The 14,756-nt window shown below is 70.9% G+C and carries 12 protein-coding genes; 2 read left to right on the top strand and 10 right to left on the bottom strand.

What is annotated here, in order from left to right; genetic code table 11:
- Positions 1-104: 104 nt before the first annotated feature.
- Entirely contained in the window at positions 105-611 is a 507-nt protein-coding gene (locus IH26_RS57300) for an NAD(P)-dependent oxidoreductase (protein ID WP_157437667.1), read from the bottom strand.
- Positions 612-914: 303 nt separating this feature from the next.
- Between IH26_RS57300 and IH26_RS54760 the strand changes: the two genes are divergently transcribed.
- A complete protein-coding gene (locus IH26_RS54760; protein WP_051809624.1) occupies positions 915-1,505 on the top strand; it encodes an MFS transporter in 591 nt (196 codons plus the stop codon).
- A gap of 121 nt (positions 1,506-1,626) precedes the next feature.
- Here the strand turns inward: IH26_RS54760 and IH26_RS56685 are convergent, their stop codons facing one another.
- The 8 genes from IH26_RS56685 to IH26_RS0143920 form a co-directional block, all read right to left on the bottom strand.
- Positions 1,627-1,944 (bottom strand): antibiotic biosynthesis monooxygenase, encoded by a 318-nt coding sequence (locus tag IH26_RS56685; protein ID WP_245665963.1) that lies wholly within the window; start codon positions 1,942-1,944, stop codon positions 1,627-1,629.
- Between the two features lie 14 nt (positions 1,945-1,958).
- Positions 1,959-2,528, bottom strand: coding sequence for a GrpB family protein (locus tag IH26_RS54750; RefSeq protein ID WP_245665953.1), 570 nt, complete (start codon positions 2,526-2,528; stop codon positions 1,959-1,961).
- Between the two features lie 118 nt (positions 2,529-2,646).
- Positions 2,647-3,924: an MFS transporter gene (locus IH26_RS0143945; protein ID WP_051809619.1), complete on the bottom strand. Its 1,278-nt coding sequence runs from the start codon at positions 3,922-3,924 to the stop codon at positions 2,647-2,649.
- A 120-nt stretch (positions 3,925-4,044) separates the two neighbouring features.
- Entirely contained in the window at positions 4,045-6,429 is a 2,385-nt protein-coding gene (locus IH26_RS64110) for an ATP-binding protein (RefSeq protein WP_063763854.1), read from the bottom strand.
- 136 nt (positions 6,430-6,565) lie between these two features.
- Entirely contained in the window at positions 6,566-8,542 is a 1,977-nt protein-coding gene (locus IH26_RS0143935; protein ID WP_051809615.1) for a beta-galactosidase, read from the bottom strand.
- A 62-nt stretch (positions 8,543-8,604) separates the two neighbouring features.
- A complete protein-coding gene (locus tag IH26_RS0143930; RefSeq protein ID WP_211268867.1) occupies positions 8,605-9,948 on the bottom strand; it encodes an ABC transporter substrate-binding protein in 1,344 nt (447 codons plus the stop codon).
- Between the two features lie 23 nt (positions 9,949-9,971).
- Positions 9,972-10,886: a carbohydrate ABC transporter permease gene (locus IH26_RS0143925; RefSeq protein ID WP_030442249.1), complete on the bottom strand. Its 915-nt coding sequence runs from the start codon at positions 10,884-10,886 to the stop codon at positions 9,972-9,974.
- A complete protein-coding gene (locus tag IH26_RS0143920) occupies positions 10,886-11,788 on the bottom strand; it encodes a carbohydrate ABC transporter permease (protein ID WP_030442248.1) in 903 nt (300 codons plus the stop codon). The genes IH26_RS0143925 and IH26_RS0143920 overlap by 1 nt, the downstream gene beginning before the upstream one ends.
- 217 nt (positions 11,789-12,005) lie before the next feature.
- On the opposite strand from IH26_RS0143920, the gene IH26_RS0143915 reads away from it, so the two are divergent.
- Entirely contained in the window at positions 12,006-13,019 is a 1,014-nt protein-coding gene (locus tag IH26_RS0143915; protein WP_034217337.1) for a LacI family DNA-binding transcriptional regulator, read from the top strand.
- Here the strand turns inward: IH26_RS0143915 and IH26_RS0143910 are convergent.
- Positions 12,998-14,620 (bottom strand): Imm49 family immunity protein, encoded by a 1,623-nt coding sequence (locus IH26_RS0143910; protein WP_030442246.1) that lies wholly within the window; start codon positions 14,618-14,620, stop codon positions 12,998-13,000. The two genes, IH26_RS0143915 and IH26_RS0143910, sit on opposite strands and share 22 nt — an antisense overlap.
- Positions 14,621-14,756 lie beyond the last annotated feature (136 nt).

The following is a 14,756-nucleotide window of genomic DNA, read 5'->3' as shown; positions in this document are numbered from 1 at the left end:
TCAAGCAGGAAGGTGGCCATGTCGGCGCGGGTGATGGACAGTCCGACGATGCCGTGTCCGTAGTACCCGACCTTGATCTGGCCGGTTGCTTCCTTGTTGTTGAGCTAGGCCACGCGGACAAGCCTCCAGTCCAGGGCGGAGGCGCGCACGATCTCGGCCGCGCGGCGCACCTCTCGGTAGGGCGTCGGAGCGGCGGTCTTGACGAACTGGACGAGGGCCTTGAACTTGGCGTCGGGTCGGTCCTGCGGGGCGGGGACGCTGCAGGTGGAGACGACGACGAACCGCCGGACGCCGCTGTTGTCCATCGCTGCGAGGATGCGGCGGGTGCCGTCGCTGACCGCTCCGACGCCTTCGATTACCGCGTCGGCGTTCTGTACGGCGGCAAGGATGGCCTTGTCGTCGTCGAGTTGCCCGGCGACGACGGACAGTTTCGGGTGGTCGACATGGAGTCGGTCCGGGTTACGGGCGTAGGCGGTGATGGTGTGGCCGGCGTCGAGGGCTTGGCGCACCAGCAGGTGCCCCGTCCGGCCGGTCGCCCCCGAACAGTGTGATCCTCGAGGTGCTCTCCTGTCCGCATGAACCAGCCGGTGCGCGGCGACGACCTCGTTCATTTCGGTGAACTGGGCACGACTGCCGACGGCCAGCGCCCGAACCGTCGCCGGGCCCAGTCTCGGCGCCGGGTTGGTCACACTGGTCGGCGCGGCGGGGGCGATGGCCGCCGACGCCCTCTCCTTCGCAGTGTCGGCGAGCGCGTTGAGCGCGATCCGTACCCGCGAGCCGCGCCGGCCCCCGGCCGAAGCCGGTCCGCGGCCCTCTCTCCGGTCGCGGATCCGGGTGGGGCTCGGCTACGTCACCCGCGACCCCATTCTGCGGAACTCGATGGCCTTCAACGGCACGCCAACTTCTTCGTCATCATGGTGGAGACCCTCGGCCCGGTGTTCCTGATCCGCACCCTTCACCTACGGCCCGGCCTGGTCGGGCTGCTGCTGGCGCTCGGGGCCGGCGGCGGGGTGGCCGGCGGGGTGGCCGCGCGGTACCTCGCCCGCACCGTCGGCTCGGCGCGGATCAGCTGGATCGCGATGACCGCGCTGTCGCTGCCGGGGCTGCTGATCCCGGCGGCCGGGCACGGCTGGTGGGTGCTGCTGTTCGGCATCGGCTGGATCTCCTGGACCTTCTCCTCCACCGTCGCCGGTATCTCGCTGACCAGCTACCGCCACGCCGCCTGCCCGCCGGAGGTACTCGGCCGGGTCAGCGCCGCCGCCCGCTGGATCAACTGGGGCACGCTTCCGCTGGGCAGCCTGATCGGCGGCGCCCTCGCCGGCATCCTTGGCGTCCACACCACCCTTTGGATCGCCGTCTGCGGGGGCTGCTGCGCGGGGCTATGGCTGTTCTTCTCACCACTGCGCGGCCTGCGCGACATCCCGATCGGTGAACCGGAGAAGATCACCAAGACAAGGCCTGAAGCCGTCCTCCTGGACGTCGCCGCCGAAGCACCCGGTGACTGACGGACGGCTCCGACTCAGTGGTGGCGACGGTCGCTCGGAAGCCCGCTCACGCTGCGTGCAGGCGATCATGGGACCACTCGGGGCGCGAGTGCGGGGATCTGCTCAGAAGAGGATGGTCCTGTTACCGAGAAGGTGCCGACTGTTCGGCTGCCCACGCGGCGGCGACCGCAACATGACGGAGTCCGCCAGACTCCGCGATGTGGCGAAACCATGCCGCACACTCGGGCACCGTGTTGACGTGACGGGCAGCCTCCTCGGCCTCTTCTCTGCTGCGCCACAGCAGCACATCGAGCCAGCTGCCGTCGTCTTCTTTGGTGAGGTAAGCAGCCAGGCAGCCGGGAAATCGGGTACGCAGCGCCGCCACCATTGCCGGGCGCTCCGCGATCAGCCGGCTCTCGGCGTCCTCGTGGATCTTGAAGTGGGCCAGCTCCATGGTCATCACGAGGGTCAAAGCTAGCCGTTGCGGTGCGGCCGGTCACCCGACGGGTCCAGGTGGTGCAGCAGCCCCTCGATGAACGGCGCTTTGCCCGCTCGATAGCGCGGACGGTCGTGGGCGTCGGCCGTGGCGAGGGCTGTCTTGATCCGGCCGTACTCGGTTGCGTCGTCGGGGTGGGTTCGCAGGTGGTCGCGGAACGTCAGCAGGGACTGCCAGTTCTCGGGCGCGGCCTCGAAGCTGTGCAGGTGATGGGTGCGCCAGCCGATGCCGGGAAAGCAGAATGACCACTTCCTCGCCGGCTCGTCACCCGGCTCCGGCGCATACGCCCAGCCGACGCCGGACATCGCTTCGATGATGTCACCGGTTTGGTGGTCGGGAATCCTGGCGAGCATGTCGATGATCGGTTTGGCTGCCAGGCCCGGCACCGAGGTGCTTCCGATGTGCTCGACCGGACCGACGAGCCAGGGACGCAGGGCCGACTCCACCCGCGACCGTTGCTCTTCAAACGCGGCGGGCCAGTTCGGGTCGTAGGGAACTATGTGGATCGGATCCCGGCGCTGCGCATCCATATGAGACTGGCTGGTCACCCGGTCAGCCTAAGGGAGTGGCCGCGTCGAGGCCGCCGGCCGGGCGTCGGCGGTCAGCCGGCTCAGCCCGGTGATCTCCGCGCGCCGGTTGACGAAGCTCGTGAACGGCGCGGGGAGGTTACCGGTCACGCACGCTCACCGCGGCGGGGCCCCAGGGGACCGGCACCCGGGCGCGACCGGCGGAGAGCAGAACCACCGCCACGGTCACCCCGACGAGTGTCATCCCGGCGAGGTACCACGCGGGGGCCGAGGCGCTGCCGGTGCGGGCGATCAACCAGGTCGAGACGAGCGGCGCGGTGCTACCGAACAGGGTCACCGTCACGTTGTGCGCGACCCCGGACGCGGTGAACCGCACCTCCGCCGGGAACAGCGAGAGGCTCAGCGTGGCGCCGAAGGTGGCCGCGACGCCCAGGCAGGCGGCGATCGGGATCTGGCCGAGGACGGCCGAGGCCACGGTGCCGCGCTGGATGAGCAGGAAGCACGGGACGACCAGGACGCCGATGCCGATCGCACTGATCAGCCCGACCGTGGCGGGCCGGTACCGGTCCACGAGGAACCCGCCGGTCACCGCACCGACCGCGAGGGTCAGCACCGCCACCAGGTTGGCGCCGAACGCCTGGGCCGGGCTCAGCCCCACCACCTTGATGAGGTAGCTGGCCAGGTACCCGTGCAGCAGGTAGCCGCCGAGCCCCACCACGGCGAACCAGCCGCCGTAGAGCAGGATCCCCCGCGGAACCCGGCGCAGGGCCGCGGCCAGCGGGAACGCGGGCGTGCGGACCTCGCCGGCCGCGTACACCGGGCTGTCCGGCACCCGCCACCGCAGGTAGAGGCCGAGGAGGCCGAGCGGTACGGCGGCGAAGAACGGGATCCGCCACCCCCAAGCGGTCAGGTCGGCCGTGCCGAGGGCGCGGGCCAGCAGCAGGCTGGTCGCGCCCGCCGCGGAGATGCCCACGTAGCCGGCCACCTGGTTGCTGGACACCCACCGGCCGGACCGGCCGACCCTGGCGTGTTCGAGGATGAACACATTGGCGCCGACGTACTCGCCGCCGACCGAGAAGCCCTGGACCAGGCGGCAGGCCAGCAGCAGGGCGGGCGCGAGCGCGCCGGCCGTGGCGTACGTGGGCAGCAGGCCGATGCCGAGCGTGGCCACGGCCATGAGCAGGATCGAGCCGGCGAGGGCGGAGCGCCGGCCCAGCCGGTCGCCGACGTGGCCGAAGACGATCCCGCCCAGCGGCCGGATCACGTACCCGACCGCGAAGATGGCGAACGTGTTCAGCAGGGCGGCGGTCGGATCGCCGGGCGGGAAGAAGTGGAGAGCCAGGATGCTGGCGAAGTAGCCGTACAGCAGGGAGTCGTATCCCTCGATGAAGGTGCCGATGGCCGCGGCGAGCGCCACGCGACGTGACCGCGCTCCGGATCGGACGGGTGCGGGCTCTGGCATCAGGCGAGCATCGCAGTGGTCACGAACGGTGTCGACACACCAACCGACGGTGATAACCCGAAGGGGGGAACCGGTTCAGGTTCCCTTGACGCCGGCCTTCCACGCGGCGACCTGGGCCCGGGAGGCGAAGCCCAGCTTGGCGAGAATGCGCTCGACGTGGCTCTCGGCGGTACGCGTGGAGATCACCAGGGCGGCGGCGATCTCCTTGTTGGAGAGGCCCTCGGCGACGAGGTCGGCCACCTCCCGTTCGCGGCGGGTCAGCGGCGCCGGTTCCTCCGGCGCGGGCGCCGCGGGCCGGCGGGGCGGTTCGTTCAGGGCGTACGCGATGGCGTCGTGGTAGGACAGCGCTCGGCCGCGGGCGCTCGCCTCGTCGAAGCTCTTGTCGTTCAGGTGCTCCCGCGTCTGCCGCTCGCAGGTCTCGTGGTGGCCGGCCATGTCGCTGCGCCGCGGGCCGCGGATGCCGATCTCGGTCCACAGCGCGTCGGCGGCGCCGAGCAGGGTGGCGGCGCGCGCGTACTGCCCCGCGCCGGCGGCCACCCACGCCGTGGTCTCCATGAACCGGGCGAGGCTGAACCGGTCGGGCAGTTCCTCGGTCTGCCGCAGCCGCAGGCCCGCCGCGAGGGCCGCGACGGTCGCGTCGACCCGGCCCTGCCGCCAGGCCGACAGCGCCTGGCCCCACAGGGCGCAGGCCCGGATGTGGGTGTCCCCGCACGCCTCGGAGATCGCCACGACCTCCGCGAGGCAGGCGTCGGACCGCTGGTGGTCGCCCGCCATGCCCATGGTCAGGCCGAGGCCGATCAGCTGGCAGAGCCGTAGCTCCAGCTCGCGCCCCGACTCGGATCGCGCGGCGGTGGCCAGGATGGCGAGCGTCGACTCCTGGGCCTCGATCGTGGCGAGCAGGTCGCCGCGGTGCAGCGACACCACTCCCCGTACGTAGGAGGCGTAGGCGGCCTCGACGGGCTCGCCGTACCGCCGGGTGAGGTCCTCGCCCTCCCGCAGCAAGCGCGTCGCGGCCTCGGTGTCGCCCTGCGTCATCGCATTGTGGCTGGCGAACAGCAACGCCCGGGCCCGGAGCGCGGGGGTCGTGCTGGTGTGCGCGAGGGTCCGGGCCAGCCATTGCCGGACCTCGCTGAACAGCCCGCGGCGGGACCAGTAGGACAGCGGCGCGGTCATCGCCAGCAGCAACGCCGAGTCGGCCAGGCCGGGCTCGTCCAGGCAGTACTCGATCGCCGCCCGCAGGTTGGGGTGCTCGCGGGTCAGCCGGGCGTACCAGTACCCCTGCCGGTGGCTGATCCACTTTCCCGCGGCCTGCGTGACCAGGTCCTGGCACCAGTCGGCGTGCCGCCGGTGGAGCAGGTCGTACTCGCCGTCCTCGCGCAACTCCTGGTGGCCGTAGTCGCGAATCGTCTCGAGCATCCGGTAGCGCGCCGCCTCGGCGTCGCCGGCGGGCGGGTCGTCGCGGATCAGGATCGATCGGTTCACCAGCCCGGCCACCAGGTCCAGCAGCTCGTCGGCGGGCAGCGACTCGTCGGCGCACACGCTCTCGGCCGCGTCGAGCTCGAACCCGCCGACGAACACCGACAGGCGCGCCCACAGCAGTCGTTCGGGTTTGCTGCACAGGTCGTACGACCAGTCGACGCAGGCCCGCAGCGTCTGCTGCCGGGCCGGCGCGGTCCGGCTGCCCCGGCCGAGCAGGGCGAACCGGTCGGTGAGCCGGTCCAGGATCTGCCGCGGCGACAGCACCCGAATGCGGGCGGCGGCCAGCTCGACCGCCAGCGGCAGCCCGTCCAGGCGGTGGCAGATCTCGGCCACCGCGCCGGCGTTCTCGCCGGTGAGCTGGAAGGTGGAGGCGACGGTCCGGGCCCGGCTGACGAACAGGGTCACCGACTCGTAGCTCTCCAGGCCGGCCGGGCTCGGCCGGCCGGGCGGCGGCGCCGGCAGCGGGGAGACCGGGTAGATCGTCTCGCCGGCGATCCCGAGCGGCTCCCGGCTGGTGGCGATGACCCGCAGCCGCGGACAGGACCGGAGCAGGCGGTCGGCCAGGACCGCGGCCGCCGCCGACAGGTGTTCGCAGTTGTCCAGCACGAGCATCGCGTGCCGGCCGGCCAGATGGTCGGCGAGCCGGCGCAGCGGCGGCACGCCGGGCCGGTCGTGCAGCCCCAGCGCCGCCGCCACCAGATGCGCCAGCGCGTCCGGATCCTCCACCTCGCCGGCGGACACCCCGAAGGTGCGCAGCTCGGTCAGGTCGACGAACCAGCCCCCGTCCGGCAGGGCACGACGCACGTCGGCGGCCACCCGCAACGCCAGCCGGGTCTTGCCGGTCCCGCCGATGCCGGTCAGGGTCACCAGCCGGGCATCGCCGAGCAGCCGTTTGACCTCGCCAATGTCGCGGCGTCGCCCGACAAAGCTCGTCAACTCGGCGGGAAGCTCGCCCGGTCCCATCCGACCCGTCACCGGCATCGTCCCATGGCACTGGAGCACACGGCCCGAGTCAACTCACTCGGCCGAGGTTCGGCCGAACGTGAACACGACCATCAGGAAGACCCGGTGGCGCCCGGGCGGGGGCGCCACCGGGAATCCATGCACGCCCGGACGGTCAGGCGTGCAGCACCGCCACTCCCCTGGCGGTGAGAATGGGTTCGGCCGGGGACAACGCGGAGATGTCCACCGGCTCGCCGGTGCGGTTGAAGACGAAGCGGAAGTCGCCACGCCGGGCCACCTCGACCCGGCCGCGCAGCTCCGCGGGCAGGTCGCTGGTCACCCCGGCGCGCGCGGCCAGCTCGGCGAGGAGCACCCCGAGCCCTTCGGGCCCGAGACGCGTCGAGACGTACGAGGCGGAGCCGGCCCCGACCGGTCGCCGGGTCACCGCCGCGCGGCCGTCGAGATCCCCGGTCTTGTACGAGGCGAGCACCTCGACCTCGGCGGCGGTCACCTCGAGGCGATCGGTCCACAGCGATCCGGTCAGGCCGTTGTCGAGCTCGGCCCGCTCGTCGTCCAGCAGCGGGGCGAACTCCTCGATCCGGATGCCGAGCAGGTCGCGCAGCGCGCCCGGGTAGCCGCCGAGCCACACGTGGTCGTTCTCGTCCACGATCCCGGAGAAGTACGTGGTGACCAGGTGACCGCCGGCCTCGACGTAGCCGGTCAGGCGCGCGGTGAGGGCGGCCGGGACGACGTGCAGGATCGGGGCGATGACCAGCTCGTACCCGGAAAGGTCGGCCGCGAGCGGGACCACGTCGGCGCGGATGCCCAGGTCGAGGAAGGCGGTGTACCAGTCGAACGCCTCCTGCCGGTACCGCAGGCGATCGGTCGGGTGCGAGTCGAGCTCGGCGGCCCACCACGACTCCCAGTCGAAAACGATCGCGGCGCGGGCCGGGGTGCGCGGCGTGCCGGCGAGCGGGGCGAGCTCCCCGAGGCGGGAGCCGAGCGCCACGACCGATCGGAACAGGTCGCTGTCGGCGCCGGCGTGCGGGAGCATCGCCGAGTGGTACTTCTCGGCGCCGCCCTTGGACTGCCGCCACTGGAAGAAGCAGACCGCGTCGGCGCCGTGCGCCACGTGCAGCAGCGAGTCGCGTTCGATCTCACCCGGGCGCTTGGCCAGGTTGATCGGCTGCCAGTTGACCGCGCTCGTCGAGTGCTCCAGCAGGAACCACGGCCGGCCGCCGGCGATGTTCCCGGTCAGGTTGGCCGAGAAGGACAGCTCGTCGGCGGAGCGTGCCCCGGGCGTACGGTAATGGTCGTTGGAAATGAAATCGACCTCGGCCGCCCAGTCGGCGTAATTCATCGCGCTCGTCTCGCCCATCACCATGAAGTTGGTGGTGATCGGCACCTCGGGGGTGATCTCGCGCAGCACCTCCCGCTCGGCGATCAGGTAGTCCTTGAGCGCGTCCGAGGAGAACCGCTTGAAATCGAGCTGCTGGCCGGGGTTCGGGTAGGTGGCGGCCAGCCGCGGCGGGAGGATCTCGTCCCACGCGGTGTAGCGCTGCGACCAGAAGGCGGTCGCCCAGGCGTCGTTGAGCGCTTCGATCGTTTGATAGCGATCGCGCAGCCACGATCGGAAAGCGGTCGCGGCGTCGTCGGAGTAGTCGTAGACGTTGTGGCAGCCGAGCTCGTTGTTGACGTGCCAGGCGGTCAGCGCGGGATGGTCGCGGTAGCGATCGGCGATCGCCCGGACCAGGCGCAGGGCGTACGTCCGGAACACCGGCGAGGTCGGCCGCCAGTGCTGCCGGCCGCCCGGCCAGATGGTCTCGCCGACCCGGTCGACCGGCAGGATCTCCGGGTGCGCGGCGGTCAGCCACGGCGGCGGCGAAGCGGTCGCGGTGGCCAGGTCGACCAGGATCCCGTTGGCGTGCAGCAGATCCATTGCGTCGTCGAGCCACGCGAAGTCGAACACACCGTCGGCGGGCTCGAGCCGGGCCCAGGAGAAGATCGCGAGCGACACGATGGTGACGCCGGCCTCGCGCATGTGCCGGACGTCGTCGTCCCACACCGCACGCGGCCACTGGTCGGGGTTGTAGTCGGCGCCGAACTCGAGGCGGGGTGTGCCGGCACGGCGCAGCCAACGGGGGGTACTCACACGATCTCCCTGGTGCGAAAGGAGGAGGCCCGCGGCGAGGAGAAGCCGCGGGCCTCCGCGTGTCACTTGACGGTGAAGCCCTGCTCGCCGCCGTACTTGGCGGACTGCTCCTGCCAGGCCTTCAGGCCGTCGGCGAGCGTGGTGCTCGACACGTACGCCTTGCCGACGGTGTCGTTGAAGATGCTGTTCGCGTACACCTGGAACGGCAGGTAGGTCCAGCCGGGGACGACGTTCTGCGCCGACTTCGCGAAGATCTCGTTGGCCTTCTGGCCGCCGAAGTACGGGAACGGCGTGTCGAGGAACGTCTGCGAGCTGAGGTCGGCCGTGGTGGACGGGAACGCGCCGGCCTTGATCCGGATGTCCTTGCCCTCCTCCGCCGACGCGTACTTGACGAACGCGTAGGCCAGCGCCTTGTTGGCGGCCTTGTCCATCACGCCGAGCGAGCTGCCGCCGTTCTCGGCGGTGGCGGTGCCGCCGGCGTCCCACTGCGGCATCGGGGCGACGCGCCACTTGCCGGACGCGGCGGCGGCGTTCGAGGAGAGGTTGCCGGGCATCCACGCGCCGGTCACCAGGCTGGCGATGGTACCGTCGCCGAGCGCCTTGAACCACTGGTCGGTCCACGGGGCGATCGGGGCGAGCAACTTCTCGGTGATCATCGGCTGCCAGGCGGTGGCGAACTTCTGCGAACCGGCGTCCGAGGTGAAGTTGATGCCCACGTTGGTGCCGTCGACGGTGTACGGCTTGCCGCCGGCCTGCCAGATCATGCTGGTGGTGAAGCCGGCGTCGCCGGAGTCCGCGGTGAGGTACGCCTTCGCGTTGGCCTTGTGCAGCTTGCGGGCGGCGTCGACGTACTCGGCCCAGGTGGTCGGGACCGTGATCTTGTACTTGTCGAACACCTCCTTGTTGTAGAACATCGCCATCGGGCCGGAGTCGAGCGGCAGGCCGTAGACGCCACCGTTCGGGGTGACCGCGTTCCACGGGCCCGGGGTGTAGTTGCTCTTCAGGTCGGCGGCGCCGAAGCTGGAGATGTTGGCCAGCGACTTGGAGAGCGCGAACTGCAGGACCGCGAAGTACTCGATCTGCGCGACGTCGGGAACGCCCTTGCCGGCCGCGACCACGTTCTGCAGCGCCGTGTACTGCTTGTCGCCGGTGCCCGCGTTGACCAGGTTGACCTTGACGTTCGGGTACTTCTTCTCGAAGCCCGCGGCCACGTCCTTGATCGTGCCGTCCCACGCCCAGACCGTGATGCTGCCGCCCTTGCTGAGCGCGGCCGTCACGTCGGCGGCCGAGGTGCCGCCGCCGCTGCTGGAGGAGTTGGAGGACTTGTCGTCGCTGTTGCCGCCACAGGCGGCCAGTGCGAGCATCGCGGCGGTCGCGGCAGCGGCCACCTTGAGCATTCTGGACATTAGTTTCCTTTCGGGAATTGCAATCATTCTTTGACGCTGCCGGCGGCAAGACCGGACTGCCAGTAGCGCTGGAGGAAGAGGAAAGCCGCGAGCAACGGCAGGATCGTCAGGAGCGATCCGGTGATGACGAGGTTGAACACGGCCTGCCCGTCCACCGTCGCCGCCTGGTCGTTCCAGGAGTTGATGCCGATGGTGAGCGGGTACCAGTTCGGGTCCTTCAGCATGATCAGCGGCAGGAAGTAGTTGTTCCAGGTCGCGACCATCGTGAAGAGCAGGACCGTGACGATGCCGGGGCCGAGCAGCGGCACGGAGACGCGGAAGAACGTCCGGAACTCGCCCGCGCCGTCGATCCGGGCGGCCTCGAGCATCTCGTCCGGGATCGCCTGGGCGGAGAAGGTCCACATCAGGTACAGCCCGAACGGCGAGATCAGCGACGGGATGATCACCGACCACGGGGTGTTGGTGAGGCCCAGCTTGCTGAACATGAGGAAGGTCGGGACGGCCAGCGCGGTGCCGGGCACCGCCACCGCGCCGATCACGGTGGCGAAGACGCCGCGCTTGCCGGGGAAGTTGAACTTGGCCAGCCCGTACCCGGCCAGGGTGGCGAGGAAGGTCGCACCGCCGGCGCCGACCACCACGTACAGCACGGTGTTGGCGAACCAGCGGAGGAACACCCCGTCCTGGTACGTGAACGTGTCCCGGATGTTGTCGAAGAGGGCGAACTTGCCGTGCGCGAACCAGAGGCCGAACGAGTTCTGCAACCCGTTCTGCGTCTTGGTCGCGTTGATCACCAGCCAGGCCAGCGGGATCAGGCTGTAGATCGCGACGAGCGAGGTGAGCAGCGTGAGCGTCTTGCTGCGCCGTTTGCTGCGGCGATAGGGCTTGTGGGCGATCGCGGACGGACGCGTGCGCCGGGACGGTTGCACCGCGGTGGTCATCAGATCTCCCTCGCGCCGCGCAGCTGCACGACGTAGGCGATGACCATGGTGATGACACCCATGATGATCGCCACGGTGGCGGCGTAGTTGTACTGCTGACCGGCGAACGACAGCGAGTAGGCGTACATGTTGGGGGTGTAGCCGGTGGTCAGCACGTTCTTCGCGAGCGGGCGCAGGATGGCCGGCTCGTTGAACAGCTGGAAGCTGCCGATCACCGAGAAGATCGTGGCGATCGCCAGGGCGCCGCGGATGGCCGGCAGCTTGATCGCCCGGATGATCCGGAACTGCCCGGCGCCGTCGATCTCGGCCGACTCGTAGAGCGAGGTCGGCACCACGCGCAGCGCGGAGTAGAAGATCAGCATGTTGTAGCCGACGAACTCCCAGGTCACGATGTTGCCGATCGACGTCAGCATCAGGTGCGAGCCGAGCGGATCGGGCAGCGAGGTGTGCAGCGCGTCGTTGATGTTGCCGACCAGGCCGAACTGGGAGCCGTACATGAAGCCCCACATCAGCGTCGCGACGACGGCCGGCACCGCGTACGGCAGGAAGATCGTCACCCGGAAGAACGCCTTGCCGTGCAGCCGGCCGCTGTCGATGGCGAGCGCCACCATCAGCGCCAGCACCAGCATGATGGGCACCTGCACGGCCAGGAACAGCGCCACCCGGCCGAACGCCGCCCAGAACACCGAGTCGTGCAGCGCCTGCTGGTAGTTGTCCAGCCCGACGAACGAGTTCCCGCCGATCAGCCGGTTCTTGTACAGGCTCAGGTAGATCGAGTACGCGATCGGAGCGAGGAACACCAGGGCGAAGACCACCATGAACGGGCCGACGAACTGCCAGCCCTTCCAGGAGCGGCGGCGGCGCCGTACGCCCAGCGGCGCCGCGGCCTGCGTTGTTGCCATGACCTCACCCTTCCGGTTGCACCGTGGCGCGTGGTCGTTCCACGGGATGTTTACGTAAACATCGGGTCCGCCGGGACGGTTGTTCGCTCGTGTTGCTTTGTGTTTCGCGGCGTTGGCCCTTGTGATGTTTGCGTAAACATCGAGGTGATAGTTTCACCACGTGCACGGATCGTCAAGAAACGAATCGGCATCGCCCCGCCGGACCCGCGGCGTGTCGATGGCCGACGTCGCGCGCCTGGCCGGAGTGTCTTCGCAGACGGTCTCCCGGGTCTCCACCGGCCACCCCGGCGTGGTCGAGTCGACCCGCCGGCAGGTGCTCGCGGCGATGCGGGAGCTCGGCTACCGACCGAACAGCGCCGCACGTGCCCTGAAACGGGGGACATTTCATACTATCGGCGTCATTTTGTTCACGTTGTCGACGACCGGCAACAGCCGGACGGTGGAGGCGATCGCCGCCCAGGCCGCCCAGGAGGGGTACGCGATCACCCTGTTCCCGGTGGCGGCGCCGACCCAGGACGGCGTGCTCGGGGCGTTCACCCGGCTCGGCGAGCTGGCCGTCGACGGGATCATCGTGATCATGGAGGTGCACCTGCTGGACGCGGTCAACCTGACGCTGCCGCCCGGGGTGCAGGTGGTCGTGGTCGACTCGGACGCCGGCGATCGCTATCCGGTGGTCGACACCGATCAGGCGGACGGGGCGCGGCAGGCGGTGCGGCACCTGCTGGATCTCGGGCACGCCACGGTCTGGCACGTGACCGGGCCGGCCGAGTCGTTCTCGTCCGAGCGGCGGGCCATGGCCTGGCGGACGGTGCTCGAGGAGGCCGGCCGGGTGGTGCCGCCGGTCGAGCGCGGCGACTGGTCGGCGGAATCGGGCTACCGGGCCGGGCTGCGGCTCGCGGCGGAGCCGTCGTGCACGGCGATCTTCGCGGCCAACGACCAGATGGCGCTGGGCGTGTTGCGGGCGCTGCACGAGCGGGGGCGGCGGGTGCCGGCCGAGGTCAGCGTGGTCGGGTTCGACGACCTCCCGGATGCCACCGCGTACCTGCCGCCGCTCACCACCGTGCATCAGGACTTCGCCGAGGTGGGGCGGCGGTGCGTGCACGGGCTGCTGGAGCAGATCCGGGACGAGCGGGCCGAGCCGGGAACCGTGCTGGTGCCGACGACGCTGGTGGTGCGGGAGAGCACCGCTCCCCCGCCCGCGCCGCCGGCTCATCCGGACAGCAGGCGGTAGGGCTTGGGGAACCAGGCCCAGTGGTCGTCGCACCAGGCCAGGCCGTCGTAGAACAGGCCGGCCGTGCGCCCGGGGGTGACGTATCGCCAGGACGCCCAGACGCGGCCCGGCAGCAGGATCGCGGCGACCTCACGATGCCGGCCCGGGAACAGCTCGTGATCGTCGCCGAGCGCCGCCACGTGCACCTCGACGTGGGCGCCGGGATCGGGGTGCCGGAAGTCGAGCGGGCCTGCCCACAACTCCTCGTAGTGTTGCCGCGCCCGGTCGACGACGGGCGCGCCGAACGTCTTGGCGTAGTCCTCGTCCCGCGGCCGTAACTCGCGCAGCGCCACCCCGGTGCGATCGGAGGCGATCGCCTGGAGCATCGGCTCGAGCCGGAGCCGCAGCACGGTGGTGGACACATCCGCCGCGGAATCGGCCATTTCCCGCCACGCGCTCTCGACGGCGGCGAGCCGCTCGGGATCGAATCTGCTCGGTTCCGCGCGGTAGGCGGCCCAGCCGCGCTCGTGCGTGAAGCGCGGTTCCGATCGGCCACGCGCGGCGGCCAGGCAGTCGGCGGCCTCGGTGAGCCAGGCTCGCCGCTGCCGATCGTCCCCGCTCCGGCCGGCCAGGAGGTCGGCGGCGAGAACCAGCTCGCCCACGTCCATCAGGTCACCCTCGGCCGACGCGGTCACTTCCAGGCACGCCTCCGGCAGGCCCGGCCCGTTGACCGCCGTGTAGGTCGCCCCCTCCGCGCGGCGGTCCTCGCGGGGGAAGCCCTCCAGGTCGAGGAACCAGTGCGCCTCCTCGGACCGGTGCCGCCGGCCCGGCGGGAAGTGGTAGCGCACCGGGCCGAGCGAGCGGAGACCGCCACGGATCAGATCGGCCGGCAACCGATCGGATGCGATCGCGGTGCGGAACCCGCGGTCGTGACCGTGCGCGGCGACCCCGAGCACCGGGAGCGCGAGCAGGCCGAGCGAGTCGTACTCCCACTCGTCGTGCCGGTAGAACTGGTCGTGATCCCGCACGGCGGTGGCGAGCGCGGCGTCGAACGCTGTCTGCTCGCCGGCGTGCAAAACCTCCAGGAGCGGGCGTACGCGGAGGGAAACGAACTCCGGTTCGGTCGCGGTCGCGCCGTGCTCGGCCAGCGCCGAGCGAGCGATTGCGATCGTTTCCGCGGTCGGCCCGGTCAGCGCCCGGCCGACCGGGGTCCAGAAATCGTCGCCGGTCTCGCCGAGCGCCTCGAGCAGCGGCGGATGGCCCAGCGCGGCGAGCCCGCCCTCGTCGCGCAGCAGCCGGCACACCCCGACCGCGGCCAGCCAGATGCTCGGTGCGATCGCGACGCCGCGGGCCGGGAAGAACCGCACCCCGCCGGGCACCGGAAGCTCGACCCGCCCACGGTCGCGTACCCCGGCGATGGCCGCGGCCGTGGCGGCCGCGCCGGCCGACGCCAGTGCCTCGTCGCGGCGCTCACGCTCGCCGAGCGCCCCGGTCAGGCACGCCCGGACCAGCTCGATCTCCAACAGGTCGGCGCCGTCCCGGCCGGTCCGATCGCGATCGAGCACCGCCCGGCGGCGCTCCTCGACGAACGCCAGCGTCTCGGCCCAGTGCGCCACGCTCACCGGCCCTCCCGCCGCCGTCCCACCATCGGTGTCATCGCGATCCCGTTCCGTCCGGCCGTCGGGCCTGACGAGGTAGTACACGACATCGGGTGGGGTCTTCAACAGCGTTGCGGCCGCCCTGTGTCCGTATTGCCGC

Source organism: Actinoplanes subtropicus, assembly GCF_000721705.1.
GTDB classification, from domain to species: Bacteria; Actinomycetota; Actinomycetes; order Mycobacteriales; family Micromonosporaceae; genus Actinoplanes; species Actinoplanes subtropicus.
This window is presented reverse-complemented; position numbering and strand designations above follow the sequence as displayed.